Annotated in this window: 11 protein-coding genes and 2 tRNA genes; 9 read left to right on the top strand and 4 right to left on the bottom strand. The window is 71.7% G+C overall.

Features of this window, described 5'->3' with window-relative positions:
- Window positions 1-170 precede the first annotated feature (170 nt).
- From ACN27D_RS05640 to ACN27D_RS05630, 3 genes are all read left to right on the top strand, one after another.
- Window positions 171-3,008, top strand: coding sequence for an RICIN domain-containing protein (locus ACN27D_RS05640; RefSeq protein WP_358172331.1), 2,838 nt, complete (start codon window positions 171-173; stop codon window positions 3,006-3,008).
- A 17-nt stretch (window positions 3,009-3,025) separates the two neighbouring features.
- The gene (locus ACN27D_RS05635; protein WP_421498680.1) at window positions 3,026-5,134 is read left to right on the top strand and encodes a ThuA domain-containing protein; all 2,109 of its coding nucleotides are present in this window, start codon (window positions 3,026-3,028) and stop codon (window positions 5,132-5,134) included.
- Window positions 5,135-5,307: 173 nt separating this feature from the next.
- The gene (locus ACN27D_RS05630) at window positions 5,308-6,315 is read left to right on the top strand and encodes a sugar phosphate isomerase/epimerase family protein (RefSeq protein WP_421498679.1); all 1,008 of its coding nucleotides are present in this window, start codon (window positions 5,308-5,310) and stop codon (window positions 6,313-6,315) included.
- A 149-nt stretch (window positions 6,316-6,464) separates the two neighbouring features.
- Here the strand turns inward: ACN27D_RS05630 and ACN27D_RS05625 are convergent, their stop codons facing one another.
- Both ACN27D_RS05625 and ACN27D_RS05620 read right to left on the bottom strand, forming a co-directional pair.
- Window positions 6,465-7,649 carry an ROK family transcriptional regulator gene (locus ACN27D_RS05625; protein ID WP_421498678.1) on the bottom strand — a complete coding sequence of 395 codons (1,185 nt, stop codon included), beginning with the start codon at window positions 7,647-7,649 and terminating at the stop codon, window positions 6,465-6,467.
- A 96-nt stretch (window positions 7,650-7,745) separates the two neighbouring features.
- Complete coding sequence (locus ACN27D_RS05620) at window positions 7,746-8,141, bottom strand: hypothetical protein (protein WP_120568566.1); 396 nt, start codon at window positions 8,139-8,141, stop codon at window positions 7,746-7,748.
- 268 nt (window positions 8,142-8,409) lie between these two features.
- Between ACN27D_RS05620 and ACN27D_RS05615 the strand changes: the two genes are divergently transcribed.
- From ACN27D_RS05615 to ACN27D_RS05595, 5 genes are all read left to right on the top strand, one after another.
- Window positions 8,410-8,482 (top strand) — tRNA-Asn (locus tag ACN27D_RS05615).
- A gap of 176 nt (window positions 8,483-8,658) precedes the next feature.
- A complete protein-coding gene (locus ACN27D_RS05610; RefSeq protein ID WP_421498677.1) occupies window positions 8,659-10,794 on the top strand; it encodes an MMPL family transporter in 2,136 nt (711 codons plus the stop codon).
- The gene (locus ACN27D_RS05605; protein WP_421498676.1) at window positions 10,787-12,022 is read left to right on the top strand and encodes an NAD(P)/FAD-dependent oxidoreductase; all 1,236 of its coding nucleotides are present in this window, start codon (window positions 10,787-10,789) and stop codon (window positions 12,020-12,022) included. Before ACN27D_RS05610 ends, ACN27D_RS05605 begins: the two co-directional genes overlap by 8 nt.
- Window positions 12,023-12,142: 120 nt before the next feature.
- Window positions 12,143-12,219, top strand: a tRNA-Ile gene (locus ACN27D_RS05600).
- Between the two features lie 206 nt (window positions 12,220-12,425).
- The gene (locus tag ACN27D_RS05595; protein ID WP_421498675.1) at window positions 12,426-12,788 is read left to right on the top strand and encodes a hypothetical protein; all 363 of its coding nucleotides are present in this window, start codon (window positions 12,426-12,428) and stop codon (window positions 12,786-12,788) included.
- Here the strand turns inward: ACN27D_RS05595 and ACN27D_RS05590 are convergent.
- Window positions 12,785-13,459, bottom strand: coding sequence for an HAD family hydrolase (locus ACN27D_RS05590; RefSeq protein WP_121685579.1), 675 nt, complete (start codon window positions 13,457-13,459; stop codon window positions 12,785-12,787). The genes ACN27D_RS05595 and ACN27D_RS05590 overlap by 4 nt on opposite strands.
- 98 nt (window positions 13,460-13,557) lie before the next feature.
- Entirely contained in the window at window positions 13,558-14,232 is a 675-nt protein-coding gene (locus tag ACN27D_RS05585; protein ID WP_421498674.1) for a hypothetical protein, read from the bottom strand.
- 350 nt (window positions 14,233-14,582) lie between these two features.
- Between ACN27D_RS05585 and ACN27D_RS05580 the strand changes: the two genes are divergently transcribed.
- On the top strand, window positions 14,583-14,897 hold the full coding sequence (locus ACN27D_RS05580; protein ID WP_121685577.1) for a hypothetical protein: 315 nt from the start codon (window positions 14,583-14,585) through the stop codon (window positions 14,895-14,897).
- Window positions 14,898-14,948: the final 51 nt, after the last annotated feature.

Genomic DNA, 14,948 nt, shown 5'->3' with positions numbered 1-14,948 from the left:
CCCGCACCAGATCGCCCCGCACCGCCCGCCTCGGCGAGGTGACCTCCGGTCCTGACCGGAGGTCGCGGCCCGCCGACCTCCCGGCGGGCCGGCGCAGCATCCCCCTGCTCGGCATCCGGCGCGACGCGCGCCCGGTCCTGGCTGCGCGCGTCAGGAAGGGACAGCACAGCATGTCCAGCCACCCCCACCACCCCCGTGCCCGGCGACCGATCGCCGCTGCCGCAGCGCTGCTGCTCGCGGCCACCGCCGGCACCGTCACAGTGGCCGCGGCGTCCGTCCCGGCGTCCGCCCACCCGATCCCGGCGAGCGACTTCCAGCAGGTCGAACTCGCCCGCGGTGTCGCCGAGACCGGCGAACCGATGTCGCTCGCGGTGCTGCCCGACCGGTCGGTCCTGCACACCGCCCGCAACGGCACGCTGCGCCGCACCGACGCGGCCGGCGCCACCACGGTCGTCGGCACGCTGCCGGTCTACACCCACGACGAGGAGGGGCTCCAGGGCGTCGGCGTCGACCCCGGCTTCGCCTCCAACCGGCACATCTACCTCTACTACGCCCCGCCGCTGTCCACCCCGGCCGGGGACGCCCCCGCCACCGGCAGCGACTTCTCCGCCTGGCAGGGCGTCAACCGGCTGTCCCGGTTCACGCTCAACGCCGACTTCACGCTCAACCAGGCCAGCAAGGTCGACGTGCTCGACGTACCGGCCGACCGGGGGCTGTGCTGCCACGTCGGCGGCGACATCGACTTCGACGCCGCCGGCAACCTCTACCTGTCCACCGGCGACGACACCAACCCGTTCGACTCCGCCGGCTACGCGCCGATCGACGAGCGCACCAACCGCAACCCCGGGTACGACGCGCAGCGCAGCGCCGGCAACACCAACGACCTGCGGGGCAAGATCCTGCGGATCAAGGTGAACGCCAACGGCACGTACTCGATCCCGGCCGGCAACCTCTTCGCCCCCGGCACCGCGCGGACCCGCCCGGAGATCTACGCGATGGGCTTCCGCAACCCGTTCCGGATCAGCGTCGACAAGGCCACCGGAGTCGTCTACGTGGGCGACTACGGGCCGGACGCCGGCACCACCACCGCCCGCGGCCCGTCCGGCCAGGTCGAGTTCAACCGGGTCACCGGGCCCGGCAACTACGGCTGGCCGTACTGCACCGGCACCAACACGGCCGCCGAGACGTACGCCGAATGGGACTTCGCCACCGGCACCGCCGGCCCGAAGTTCAACTGCGCCGGTGGCCCGACGAACAACTCGTTCCGCAACACCGGCCTGGCCACGCTGCCTGCGGCGAAGCCGTCCTGGATCCGCTACGCCGGTGACGCCGGCAGCCCGCCCGAGTTCGGCGGCGGCTCCGAGTCGCCGATGGGCGGACCGGTCTACCGGTACGACGCGGCGAACCCGTCCACCACGAAGTTCCCGCAGTCCTTCGACGGGCAGTTCTTCGCCACCGAGTTCGGCCGGGGCTGGATCAAGCCGATCCACGTCAACGCGGACGGCTCACCCGGCACCATCGACAGCTTCCCGTGGACCGGCAAGCAGGTGATGGACTCGGCCTTCGGCCCGGACGGCGCGTACTACGTGCTCGACTACGGCACCGGCTACTTCAACGGCGACGCCAACTCGGCGCTGTACCGATTCGACTACCTGGGCGGCGCCAACCGCGCCCCGGTGGCCCGCGCCGCCGCCGACCGGACCTCCGGCGCCGCGCCGCTCACCGTGGCGTTCTCCTCGGCCGGCTCGTCCGACCCGGAGGGCGGTGCGCTGACGTACGCCTGGACGTTCGGCGACGGCGGCACCTCCACCGCGGCGAACCCGTCGCACACCTACACCGCGAACGGCAGGTACACCGCCACGCTGACCGTGCGCGACCCGCAGGGCGCCACCGGCACCGCCAGTGTGACGGTCACGGTGGGCAACACCGCGCCGACGGTGGTGATCGAGACGCCCGGCAACGGCAAGCTGTTCTCCTTCGGCGACACGGTGCCGTTCCGGATCACCGTCACCGACCCGGAGGACGCCACGATCGACTGCACGAAGGTCAAGATGACCTACGTGCTCGGCCACGACCAGCACGGCCACCAGATCACCTCGGCGACCGGCTGCACCGGCTCGATCGCCGTACCCGTCGACGGTGAGCACGACGACGCGGCGAACATCTTCGCCGTCTTCGACGCCGAGTACACCGACTCCGGCGGCCTCACCACGCACACCCAGCACACGCTCCAGCCCCGGCACCGGCAGGCCGAGCACTTCAGGACGTCGTCCGGGATCAACACGTTCGACAAGGCCACCGCCGAGGGCGGCAAGACCGTCGGCGACATCCACAACGGGGACTGGATCGCGTTCCAGCCGTACCTGCTGGCCGACGCCACCGGGTTCACCGCCCGGGTCTCGTCCGCCGGGGCCGGCGGCACGCTCCAGGTGCGGGCCGGCTCGGCCACCGGCACCGTGCTCGGCTCGGCCACCGTCCCGGTCACCGGCGCCTGGGACACGTTCACCACAGTCACCGGCACGATCACCGGTCCGCCGGCCGGCACCACCACGCTCTACCTGACGTTCGCCGGCGGCACCGGGGCGCTCTACGACCTGGACGCGTTCACGCTCACCACGTCGGCCGTGCGCACCGGCCCGGTGAAGGGCCTGGCCGGCAAGTGCCTGGACGTCCGCAACGCCGCCACCGCCGACGGCACCCAGATCCAGCTCTACACCTGCAACGGCACGACGGCGCAGTCGTGGACCGTGACGCCGAACGCCACAGTGAAGGCGCTCGGCAAGTGCCTGGACGTGTCCGGCGGCGCCAGCGCGGACGGCACGAAGATCCAGCTCTACACGTGCAACGGCACCGGCGCGCAGAACTGGTCCGCGCAGGCCGACGGGACGCTGCGCAACCCGCAGTCGGGCAAGTGCCTGGACGTGTCCGGCAACAACTCCGCCGACGGCACGGCGGTGCACCTGTGGACCTGCACCGGCGCGGCGAACCAGCGCTGGGCCCTGCCGTGAGGATGAAGGAGAACCAGATGAAACTCGTGCGTACCGCACTGGGGGCGGTGACCGCCGTCCTCGCCACCATCGCCTGCACCGTCCCCGCGGGCCCGGCCGCCGCCGCCGACGCCCCCTACGACGTGCTCGTCTTCTCCAAGACCGCCGGCTTCCGCCACGACTCCATCGCGGTCGGCACGCAGGCGGTGCGCGAGCTGGGCGCGGCGAACAACTTCACAGTCACCGCGACCGAGGACGCCGCCCAGTTCACCGCCGCCAACCTGGCCCGCTTCGAGGCGGTGATCTTCCTCAACACCACGGGAGACGTCCTCAACGCCAGCCAGCAGTCGGCGTTCGAGGCGTACATCGGCGCCGGCGGCGGGTACGTCGGCGTGCACTCCGCCGCCGACACCGAGTACGACTGGCCGTTCTACGGCAACCTGGTCGGCGCCTGGTTCGCCTCCCACCCGGCCATCCAGCCGGCCGTCGTGAAGGTGGAGGACCGGGCGCACGCGGCCACCGCGCACCTGCCGCAGCGGTGGAACCGCACCGACGAGTGGTACGACTACCGCACCAACGCCCGCTCCACCGCGCACGTGCTGGCCAGCCTGGACGAGTCCACGTACTCCGGTGGCTCGATGGGCGGCGACCACCCGCACGCCTGGTGCAAGACGTACAGCGGCGGCCGGTCCTTCTACACCGGCGGCGGCCACACCCAGGCGTCGTACTCCGACGCGGCGTTCCGTTCGCACCTGCTCGGCGGCATCCGCTACGCCGCCGGGCGCACGAAGGCCGACTGCCGGCCGGAGACCGGCTACACCGCGCTCTACAACGGCGGCACCACCGGCTGGTCGCAGGCCGGGCCGGGCAGCTTCACCAACGCCGACGCCACGCTCACCTCGGTCGGCGGCATGGGCCTCTACTGGTACAGCGCGAAGCAGTTCACCAACTACTCGCTCAAGCTGGACTGGCGGCTGGCCGGTGACGACAACTCCGGCGTGTTCGTCGGCTTCCCGCCGTCGAGCGACCCGAACTCGGCGGTGAACAACGGCTACGAGATCCAGATCGACCCCACCGACGCGGCCGACCGGACCACCGGCGCGATCTACGGTTTCAAGTCCGCCGACCTGGCGGCCCGGGACGCGGCGCTCAACCCGGCGGGGGAGTGGAACACCTACGAGATCCTGGTCGAGGGAGAGCGCCTTCAGGTCTTCCTCAACGGCGTACGAGTCAACGACTTCACCAACACCGACCCGGTGCGGTCACTCGCCGGGCACGTCGGCATCCAGAACCACGGCACCGGCGACGACGCGTCGTTCCGCAACATCCGGATCAAGGAACTCGGCGGCACGCCGCCGCCGACCGGCAACACCACGGTCCAAGCCGAGGCGTTCGGTTCGGCCAGCGGCGTCAGCGCGTACCCCAAGGCCGGCGCCAACGGCGGCCAGACCCTGGGGTACGTGGACCCGGGCGACTGGGCCGCGTACCCGGGGCTGGACCTGACCGGTGTGACGTCGCTGCGCGCCCGGGTGGTGTCCGGTGGCCCGGGCGGCACGCTCCAGGTGCGGACCGGCTCGCCGACCGGCCCGGTGCTCGGCCAGGTGGCGGTGCCGAACACCGGTGGCTGGACCACGTTCGCCGATGTGAGCACCGCGCTCACCGGCGTGCCGTCCGGTACGCAGACGGTGCACCTGACGTTCACCGGCAGCGGCTCCGGGCTGTTCGACGTGGACGACTTCACGCTGGTCCGCTCGACCGGCACCGGCGGTACGGGCCCGGTCAAGGGCCTGGCCGGCAAGTGCCTGGACGTGCGCAGCGGATCGTCGGCGGACGGCACCCAGATCCAGCTCTACACCTGCAACGGCTCGACGGCGCAGTCGTGGACGGTGACGCCGAACGGGCCGGTGAAGGCGCTCGGCAAGTGCCTGGACGTGTCCGGCGGCGCCAGCGCGGACGGCACGAAGATCCAGCTCTACACGTGCAACGGCACGGGCGCGCAGAACTGGTCCGCGCAGGCCGACGGGACGGTACGCAACCCGCAGTCGGGCAAGTGCCTGGACGTGTCCGGCAACAACTCCGCCGACGGCACGGCGGTGCACCTGTGGACGTGCACCGGCGCGGCGAACCAGCGCTGGACCCTGCCCTGACGGAGGCCATAGAGTGGAGGCGGCGACCGCGAGGTGGCCGGTGACCCGGCGGGAGGCGCAACCCGCCCGGGAGCAGACGCTCCGGCGTCCACCGGTTCCCACGCGCCGCCGCCTCCGGTCGTCCTCGCCCCGGTCCGCGACGGAATCCCCCATCACCACAGGGGAGAAGGACAATGGCGCGACCCATCACGCTCTTCACCGGCCAGTGGGCCGATCTGCCGTTCGACGAGGTCTGCCGGCTCGCCGCCGAGTGGGGCTACGACGGGCTGGAGATCGCCTGCTGGGGCGACCACTTCGAGGTGGACAAGGCGCTCGCCGACGACTCGTACGTGGAGCGCAAGCGGGCCACCCTCGCCAAGCACAACCTCCAGGTGTTCGCCGTCTCCAACCACCTGGTCGGGCAGGCCGTCTGCGACCACCCGATCGACGAGCGGCACCAGGACATCCTGCCGGCCCGGATCTGGGGCGACGGCGAGCCGGAGGGCGTGCGGCAGCGGGCCGCCGAGGAGATCAAGGACACCGCGCGGGCGGCGGCGAAGCTCGGCGTACGCACCGTCGTCGGCTTCACCGGCTCGTCCATATGGCACACGGTGGCGATGTTCCCGCCGGTGCCGCCGGCCATGATCGAGCGCGGCTACCAGGACTTCGCCGACCGGTGGAACCCGATCCTGGACGTGTTCGACGAGGTGGGCGTGCGGTTCGCGCACGAGGTGCACCCCAGCGAGATCGCCTACGACTACTGGACCACGAAGCGCACGCTGGAGGCGATCGGGCACCGGGAGGCGTTCGGGCTCAACTGGGATCCGTCGCACTTCGTCTGGCAGGAGCTGGACCCGGTGAACTTCATCTTCGACTTCGCCGACCGGATCTACCACGTGGACTGCAAGGACGCGAAGGTCCGTACCGGGGACGGGCGCCGCGGCCGGCTCTCCTCCCACCTGCCCTGGGCCGACATGCGGCGCGGCTGGGACTTCGTCTCCACCGGCCACGGCGACGTGCCGTGGGAGGACTGCTTCCGGGCGCTCAACGCGATCGGCTACGACGGCCCGATCTCGGTCGAGTGGGAGGACGCCGGCATGGACCGCCTGGTCGGCGCGCCCGAGGCGCTCCAGTTCGTCCGCCGCCTGGCCTTCGACGCCCCCAGCGCCGCCTTCGACGCCGCCTTCAGCACCCGCGCCTGACCACCCCCACCCTCGCCCCTCCCCGCCCCCGCGATCTTGCAGTTGCGGCCCTCCCAAAACGGGGTGTTACCGACATCCCGTGGGCCGCAAGTGCAAGATCGGCGGCGGCGGCGGCGGCGGCGGGGAGGGAGAGGGGGAGGGGGAGAGGGCTAGCGGGCGGCGTAGGTCTGGGTGCTGACCAGGTGGGCCGCGCCGATCAGGCCCGCGGTGTCGCCCAGGTCGGACAGGACGATCGGCATGCTGCCGGTCGCTAGCGGCGTGGAGCGCCGGTAGACCACGCCCCGGATCTCGGCGAGCAGGACCGGCCCGATCCCGGCCGGCGCGCCGCCGATGATCACGATGGCCGGGTTGACGAAGCTGACCAGCCCGACCAGCACCCGCCCGAGCCGGCGGGCGGCGTCGCGCACGAGCGTCTGCGCCGCCGGGTCGCCCTCGGTGGCCGCCGCGGCCACGTCGGCCACCGACAGCGTCCCGGCCGCGGCCAGCCGGTCCGCCAGCGCCGTCGAGCGCCCGGCCCGCGCGGCGCTCACCGCCTCCCGCACCAGTGCGACATCCCCGCAGTACGCCTCGACGCACCCGTTGTTGCCGCAGCCGCACAGCGGCCCGTCCTCGGTGAGCTGGAAATGGCCGATGTCGCCCGCCCCGCTGGCCGCGCCCCGGTAGAGCGAGCCGGCGAGCACCAGCCCGCAGCCGATCGCCTCGCCCAGCTTGACGTAGAGGAAGTCGTCGAACGGACGGCCGGTCCCGGCGTGCCGTTCGCCGAGGGCCATCGCGTTGGCGTCGTTGTCCACCTGCACCGGGCAGCCCAGCTCCGCGGCGAGCGTGTCGCGTACCGGGAAGCGGTGCCAGCCGGGCAGGGCCGGCGCGGAGACCGGCGTGCCGTCGCGGACCGAGACCGGCGCGGGCAGCGCGACGCCGACGCCGGTGAGCGACGTCAGTCCCGCCTCGACGCGCAGCTTGCCGAGCAGTTCGACGATGCGCCCGACCACGCCGTCCGGGCCGAGCCGGACGTCCACCGGCTCATCGTGCCGGGCGAGCGGGTTCAGTTCGCCGTCGGTGAGCGCGACCCGCAGGAGACCGTCGCCGACGAGCACCGCGCCGAACCGGACCTGCGCGCCGACGCGCAGCAGCGACGACCGGCGGCCGCCCCGCGACGCGGCCGGCCCGGCGCTCTCCACCAGGCCGAGCGTGGTCAGCCGGTCCACCTCGGCGGCGAACCGGGCCCGGGGCAGGCCGAGGAGGTCGGCCAGCTCGACCCGGGAGCGTGGGCCGTCGTCGCGCAGCAGGCGCAGCAGCCGCGCCTGATCCGCCGTCTCCGGTCCGACCATCGGCATGTGGTCACCTCCCCACCGAGAATGTGCCACATCCGTGCCCGCGCACACGGGAGCGGGCCGGTCACCCGGAGGTGACCGGCCCGCTGTCCGCTTGCGTCAGAGCGTGTTGCCGGTGGACGGCTTGCTGCTCGTGCCGGTCGTGGTCGACCCGGTGGAGCTGGTCGAGCCGGTCGAGCCCGTGCCGTTGGCGCTGCGGCTGCCGACCGCGGCCGGCGTACCGGCGAACGGCTTGTCGGCGTCGGTCATGCCCTGCTTGCCGCCGTTGCCGGTGGCGAGCTTCTCACCGATCTTGGTCTGCCCCAGCTTGTCCTTGCCCTCCGAGTAGAGCCGGGTCGCCTGGGCCTGCGCGACCCCGGCCGCCTCCTGGACGGTCGGGTGGTCGAGCACCTTGCGCCCGCGGACCACCAGCTCCTCGTACTTCTCCCGGCCGGCACGGGCGCCCAGGACGAATCCCGCAGCCAGCCCGCCAAGAAACATGATCTTTCCGCGCATGGCGGCTCCTTCCGTACCTGACGCTCTCGCCGGTCTCCGCCAGCTCGGCGGAATGACCGTCTCGCGCCTGCGTTCTCTGTCGACGGCTAACTACCCATCCTGCTCTCCGCTCATACCTCCCTGTGCCGAGATGACGATTTGTCCGTAATCCTGGCGCGTCAGCCGGTCAGGTCCTCCTCCGATAACCCCCTGGCGCACCACCCCCCGATGTCCTGTACTCTTGTCCCCGTCGCACGGAGCGGAGAGATCCGAACCGAGCGGTGCACGGTCCCCTGTAGCTCAATTGGCAGAGCAGCCGGCTGTTAACCGGCAGGTTATTGGTTCGAGTCCAATCGGGGGAGCTTCGCTCCACGTCACGCCCGTCGGCATCGCCGGCGGGCGTTCGTCGTTCCCGCGCCCCCTGCGATGCCCGGCTGCCCGGTTTCCACCCGCGAGTCCTCGTTCGCCCGGCAGGATGGTCGGCGTCGACTTAGACTCCCGCTGCGTCGATTGATGCGTCGATTCGAGGACGGTGGAGATGGCCGCAGGACGCAGCCGCTGGACCGCGACGCTGATCGCGGTGGCGGTGGTGCTCGGCTGGCTGATCGTCGGCGGCATCGCCGGCCCCTACTCCGGCAAGCTCGGCGAGGTCTCCACCAACGACAACGCCTCCTTCCTGCCGGCCGACGCCGAGGCCACCCGGGCGCAGGACCTGGCCGCCGGATTCGTCGACCGGGAGACCACCCCGGCACTCGTGGTCTACGAACGCCCCGGCGGCCTCACCCCCGCCGACCAGCAGCGCATCCAGGCCGACGCGGCCCGCTTCGCCGAGGTGCCGGGCGTGGTCGGCCCGCTGCCGCCGCCGATCGTCAGCCAGGACAAGCAGGCCGCCCAGGTGATCGTGCCGATCGACAGCGCCGAAGGCGAACAGATCCGGTCCGTGGTGGAACGTCTGCGCGACATCGCCGGCCCGGACCGCGACGGGCTCACCGTCGACGTGGCCGGACCGGCCGGGCTGCTCGGCGACCTGATCGAGGTGTTCAGCGCGATCGACGGGCCGTTGCTGCTGGTCACGCTCACGGTGGTGCTGGTCATCCTGCTCGTCGTCTATCGCAGCCCGATCCTCTGGATCTTCCCGCTGCTGGCCGCCGGGATGTCGTACTCGCTCGCCGCCGTCTTCGTCTACCTGCTCGCCGACCACGACATCGTCAAGCTCAACGGGCAGGCGCAGGGCATCCTCACCGTGCTCGTCTTCGGCGCCGGCACCGACTACGCGCTGCTGCTCATCGCCCGCTACCGGGAGGAGCTGCACCGACACGAGCGCCCCTGGGACGCGATGCGGACCGCCTGGAAGGGCGCCGCCCCGGCCGTCATCGCCTCCGGCGCCACAGTCATCGTCAGCCTGCTCTGCCTGCTGCTGTCCAGCCTCAACTCCAACCGCGCGCTCGGCCCGGTCAGCGCCGTCGGCATCGCCGCCACCCTGCTGGTCATGCTCACCTTCCTGCCCGCGCTGCTGGTCCTCGGCGGCCGCTGGGCGTTCTGGCCCCGGCGACCCCAGTACGACCAGGCCGACCCCCGCACCGAGCACGGCATCTGGGCGCGGATCGCCGGCTTCGTGGCGCGCCGCGCGCGTACCGTCTGGGTCGTCACCGCCGTGGTGCTCGCCGCCCTCGCGATCGGGGTGACCCAGCTCGGCGCCACCACGCTCGGCCAGTCCCAGCTGTTCACCCAGCGCACCGACTCGGTCGCCGGGCAGGAGGTCATCGACAGGCACTTCGCGGCCGGCACCGGCAGCCCCGCCACCATCTTCACCACCCAGGCCACCGCCCGGCAGGTCGCCCAGGTGGCGCAGGGCGTACCGGGCGTCGCCTCGGTGCTGCCGCTCGGCGAGCGGGGCGAGAACGCGCCGCCCGACCCGGACGCGCCCCCCAAGGCGGTCGACGGACGGGTGCAGCTCGACGTCACGCTCGCCGACCCGCCGGACAGCAACGGCGCCGAGCGGACCATCCGCGACCTGCGCGAGGCGGTGCACCGGGTGCCCGCCGCCGACGCGGTGGTCGGCGGCTTCACCGCGATCAACGTCGACACCGCCGACGCCTCGGTACGCGACCGCGACGTCATCATCCCGGTGGTGCTGCTGGTCATCGCGGTCATCCTGGCGCTGCTGCTGCGCGCCCTGGTCGCCCCGGTGCTGCTGATCGCCACGGTGGTGCTGTCGTTCCTGGCCACGCTGGGCCTGTGCGCGCTGCTGTTCCGGTACGTCTTCGACTTCCCCGGCGTCGACCAGTCCTTCCCGCTGTTCGCGTTCGTCTTCCTGGTCGCGCTCGGCATCGACTACAACATCTTCCTGATGAGCCGGGTCCGCGAGGAGTCGGTACGGCGCGGCACTCGCGCCGGTGTGCTCGCCGGACTGGCCGTCACCGGTGGCGTGATCACCTCCGCCGGCATCGTGCTCGCCGCCACGTTCTCCGCGCTCGCCGTCCTGCCGCTCGTGGTGCTCGTCGAGCTGGGCGTGGCGGTAGCCGTCGGCGTACTGCTGGACACCGTCGTGGTCCGCTCGCTGCTGGTGCCCGCGCTCGCGTACGACATCGGGCCGAAGGTCTGGTGGCCGGGCCGGTTGTCGCGGTCGCACCGCGAGGGCGACCGGGCCGGGGCGGGGGTGGACAGTGCCTGACACGGACGTGGTGGTCGTCGGCGGCGGCCTGGCCGGTCTCGCCGCCGCGCGGCGGCTGCACCGCGCGGGCGTGCCGTGGCGGCTGCTGGAGGCGGGCGACCGGCTCGGCGGGCGGGTCGCCACCGACCGGGTCGACGGGTTCCTGCTCGACCGGGGCTTCCAGGTGCTCAACACCGCGTACCCGCGGCTCACCGGCCTGGTCGACGTCGGCACTCTCACGATGGGCTGGTTCACCTCCGGCGTGCTGGTCCGTCGTGGCGACCGGCTGGAACGCCTGGTCAATCCGCTGCGCGAACCCACCGGCGCACCCGGCACACTCACCTCGGGCATCGGGTCGCTGACCGACAGGTTGCGGTTCGCCGCGCTCGCCGCCGGCTACGCCACGGTGCCGGTCGGGCGGCTGCTCGACACGCCCGAGACCAGCGCCGAGAAGGCGCTGCGCCGGGCCGGGCTCTCCGACGCGATCATCGAGGAACTGCTCCGGCCGTTCCTGTCCGGCGTGCTGCTCGACCGCGAACTGGCCACCTCCAGCCACGTGCTCGCGGTCGTCATGCGCTCCTTCGCCCGCGGCCGCATCGGCCTGCCGGCCGACGGCATGCAGGCGCTGCCGAGGGCGCTCGCCGCGCCGCTGCCCGCCGAGCTGATCGAGCTGAACACCCCGGTCACCGAGGTCGCGCCCGGCCGGGTCCGCACCCCGTCCGGCGAGATCACCTGCCGCGCCGTCGTGGTCGCTGTCGACCCGCCCGCGGCGACCACGCTGTTGCCGGGGCTGCCACGGGTACGCATGCACGCGTACACGACCTACTACCACCGCACCGACACGGCGCCGCTGGACGAGCCGATCCTGCTGCTCGACGGCGACCGGCGCGAAATGATCGCCAACACGGTGGTGGTGAGCCGGGCCGCACCCACGTACGCGCCGGACGGCGAGCACCTGATCGCCACCTCGGTGGTCGGCCCGCAGGCCCCACCCGAACCGGTGATCCGGCGCGAACTGGACCGCCTCTACGGCCGCTCCACCGCCGACTGGACCCACCTCACCCCAGTTACCGTGCCGGACGCGCTACCCGCCGCACCGCCGCCCCAGGGCCGGCTGCGCAAGCCGGTGGCGCTCGGCGACGGCCTGTACGTGGCCGGGGACCACCGCGACAGCCCGTCCATCCAGGGCGCGCTCGCCAGCGGATGGCGAGCGGTCGGCGCGGTCCTCGCGGACTTGCGGCGCGGGTGAGCCATCGGCGGGTAGCGCGTTGTTATCCTCGCGTTGCCCATCGTGCTGTCGCGGCCGTGTTTCCGCCCGGTAGGTGGTGGTCCGCGCAACGATCGGCGGGTTACGATCCGGCGCGGTCACGGGGCGGTAGCTCAGCCGGTTAGAGCAGGGGACTCATAATCCCTCGGTCGCGGGTTCGAACCCCGCCCGCCCCACCAATTGTTCTCCCTGGTCGGCCCTGCTGCCGGCGGTCGGGGGCCGATCGCGTCGAGGTCCGGTCCGACGCTCGACCAGGAAGCGGGGGAGCGGCACCGACCGGCGTTGGTGCGTCTTTTTCTAATCCCAAGGCCGCAGGTTCGACTCCTGGCCAGGCACACAGGTACCTCCCTTCGGACATCAAGGGCGGTTGATACACTCCGCGCCCATGGAGAAGCGCTACGCCGTAGCCGCCCTGGCCCTCGCAGCGCTTCTCGCCGGCTGCACCAGCGATGCGTCACATGACGAGCAGATGGAGTACCTACGCACGATGGCTCAGCGTGGGGCCGAGCTGCATGCCGTGGAGAAGAGCCGGCCATCGGGATCTCCCGGCGACGCGGAAGAGTGCTCCGACTCCTACGAGAATATCTACGGTGGACTCAACGGCCACGACGCGCCCCACGTCGGGAACTACGACGAAAAAGTCGCCTTGGTGAAGGAAGGCCGGCGTCTGTTCATGGAGAGCTGTATGAGCGGCACGCCGTCGTCGGCACAAGAAGCTTCACGTGAGCCCCGGCGGCAGAACTCCTAGGACGGAACCTGGGCGAGCCTGAGCACGTATTCGAAGCCGCGTTTCTGCGCGGGCGAATCCACCATCGGCAGGATCAGCGCTGGTATGCCGGCGGAAACCGATCCGCCGTCGCCGGCGGGATGATCACCGACCATCAGGGTCTGGCCCGGTGTGGCATGGAGGGCTCCGAGGGCGGCGCCCCAGATGCGAGGGTCCGGTTTGACGAAGCCGACCTCGTAGGACAATACGAACGCATCGACATGGCCGTCGAGTCCGTGCCGCGCGAAGCATTTGCGGATGTCCCAGCCGACGTTGCTGACGACGCCGATGCGAACACCGCTGTCGCGCAATGCGGACAGGGTGGCGACGGTGTCGGCGTACGGCTCGATCGCTTCGGCGTGTGTTTCGTGCAAGACCGATGCCAGCGCCTGGTCCACCCCAGGAATCTGCTCCAGCACGGCGCGGATCGCCCGATCCCAGACTCGCGGATCCAGATCTCGGGCGATGTGGGCCGGATCCGTGGCCGTCTCCCGCAACAGTTTCGCGAAGTCGCCGGCAATGCGGTGCGGCTCGCCGGCAGCCAACGTCCGGTCGATCGATGCCGCCGCGTTGCCCACCCAGCGCTCCGAGTCCCTGGCGAACAGAGTCCAGGCGAAGTCGAACAGCACCGTCGTCACGGGCTCAGCGGTCATCGCAGCACCCTAGATCAATGCGATGAGTTCTGTGGGCCGCGACGCAGTGAGTCCGCCAGCCCTGCCGCCCACCACGCGAAACGCCCTGCTCAGCCGCGCTACCAGTACCTGCCGCAGGCCGGCTCGAGCTTGTCGACCGCGCTCTCCAGGTCGCCCGTGTCGCTCGCCATCTTCACGATCGCTTCCGCATATTCGAGCTTGGGCTTGATCGAGCGGACTTCGACGCCCTTCAGGCCTGCGGCCACGGCGAGCGCCCTGAAGTTGCTCCGCAGCGTGCGATCCGACTGCTCACCGGCCACCCCGTTCGCCACCGCCTCGAGGTTGACCAACCGGGTGGACGCCTCCGCCCGGGCGTTGACGAGTTCGGCCTCCACTGTCGAACTGGAGGCGACCCCGACCAGGGTGATCAGCCCGGCGATGGCCTTCTCCAGCGGACCTCTGACGGTGGTGCAGGCCGCCTTGTTGCTGGTGGTGGCCGGTTGGGTGGCCTTCCTGGTCGTAGGCGCCGCCGCGGGGGCCGTCGAGGACCGGGGAGTGCCCGATGACCGTGAGGTCTGCGAGGGGCGGGGGGTCGGCGAGGGCTCGGGTGCGAGGCTCGGTGTGGCCGTCGGCGCCGAGGGCATGGGAGTGGGTGACTCCGTAGCGGCGCTCGCCACCACGGCAGTGGGCGTGCCCGGCGTCTCGTCGGCGCGGCCACACGCCGAGGCGGTGAGCAGCATCGCGGCGACCGCCGCGCAGAGGCCGAGCCGTCGTACCGTCACGTCGTATCCCATCTCGCGATCTTGCGGGAGCGTGACGATACATGGCGGACGCAGTGGCGACCATCAACTGGCTGGACCGGCTGCCCGGGGCAGTCACTTGCCGACGAAGGGCTGGGGAGCGCTACGAGATGCCGAGAGGTGCTTCGCGGTAGCAGCAGGCCGTCCGTCCCGGTCATTCGGCTGCGGTGCGAGTGGAACTCGGCCAGCCAGGCCGCTGAACCGCCCCTCTGCACGTCCATTCGAGGTCGAGAGCACGGCGAGAAACGCGGGGTGTATGCGCAGAACCGGCACATGATAGATCAGCTTCGCTGACGGTCATCGCCTGTCTTCCCAATCGCAACTCGAGTCGGCATGCTTGCCCGATGGAGAACCTGCACGCGTCGGCGCCGCATGCCCTGCACCTGTATTGCAGGGTCGACGTGCTGGTGACCGATGCTGAGGCTCTTGCCGATCACGCAGTCGCCGAGCTGCGAGAGGCGGAGATCGACTGGTCTGCGGAAGACGACGACCTCGAATCGGCGGTGGGAGAGCTGCGGGGCAGCATCGCCGACTCGCTCGGGGCGGTAGTGGACATCAGCCGCCTGATCGAGGGTGTCCCGGGAGTCGAGTTCCGAGGCGGTTGGTGCCGGGCCGAGCCGGGGCCGCCGCGGGAGATCCCCGTTCCCGGAAGCCGGTAGCCGCCGGGGCCTGCCGGCGGGCGGTCCGCAGCCCGTGCGGCAAGAACCTGC

Origin of the sequence: Micromonospora sp. WMMD1274, assembly GCF_049179035.1 — a bacterium.
GTDB classification, from domain to species: Bacteria; Actinomycetota; Actinomycetes; order Mycobacteriales; family Micromonosporaceae; genus Micromonospora; species Micromonospora tulbaghiae.
This window is presented reverse-complemented; position numbering and strand designations above follow the sequence as displayed.

Excerpts from the sequence above, each read along its gene's own strand:
- ACN27D_RS05640 (WP_358172331.1), top strand. The coding sequence starts at position 171 with ATGTCCAGCCACCCCCACCACCCCCGTGCCCGGCGACCGATCGCCGCT.
- ACN27D_RS05635 (WP_421498680.1), top strand. The coding sequence starts at position 3,026 with ATGAAACTCGTGCGTACCGCACTGGGGGCGGTGACCGCCGTCCTCGCC.
- ACN27D_RS05630 (WP_421498679.1), top strand. The coding sequence starts at position 5,308 with ATGGCGCGACCCATCACGCTCTTCACCGGCCAGTGGGCCGATCTGCCG.
- ACN27D_RS05625 (WP_421498678.1), bottom strand. The coding sequence starts at position 7,649 with ATGCCGATGGTCGGACCGGAGACGGCGGATCAGGCGCGGCTGCTGCGC.
- ACN27D_RS05620 (WP_120568566.1), bottom strand. The coding sequence starts at position 8,141 with ATGCGCGGAAAGATCATGTTTCTTGGCGGGCTGGCTGCGGGATTCGTC.
- ACN27D_RS05610 (WP_421498677.1), top strand. The coding sequence starts at position 8,659 with ATGGCCGCAGGACGCAGCCGCTGGACCGCGACGCTGATCGCGGTGGCG.
- ACN27D_RS05595 (WP_421498675.1), top strand. The coding sequence starts at position 12,426 with ATGGAGAAGCGCTACGCCGTAGCCGCCCTGGCCCTCGCAGCGCTTCTC.
- ACN27D_RS05590 (WP_121685579.1), bottom strand. The coding sequence starts at position 13,459 with ATGACCGCTGAGCCCGTGACGACGGTGCTGTTCGACTTCGCCTGGACT.
- ACN27D_RS05585 (WP_421498674.1), bottom strand. The coding sequence starts at position 14,232 with ATGGGATACGACGTGACGGTACGACGGCTCGGCCTCTGCGCGGCGGTC.
- ACN27D_RS05580 (WP_121685577.1), top strand. The coding sequence starts at position 14,583 with ATGGAGAACCTGCACGCGTCGGCGCCGCATGCCCTGCACCTGTATTGC.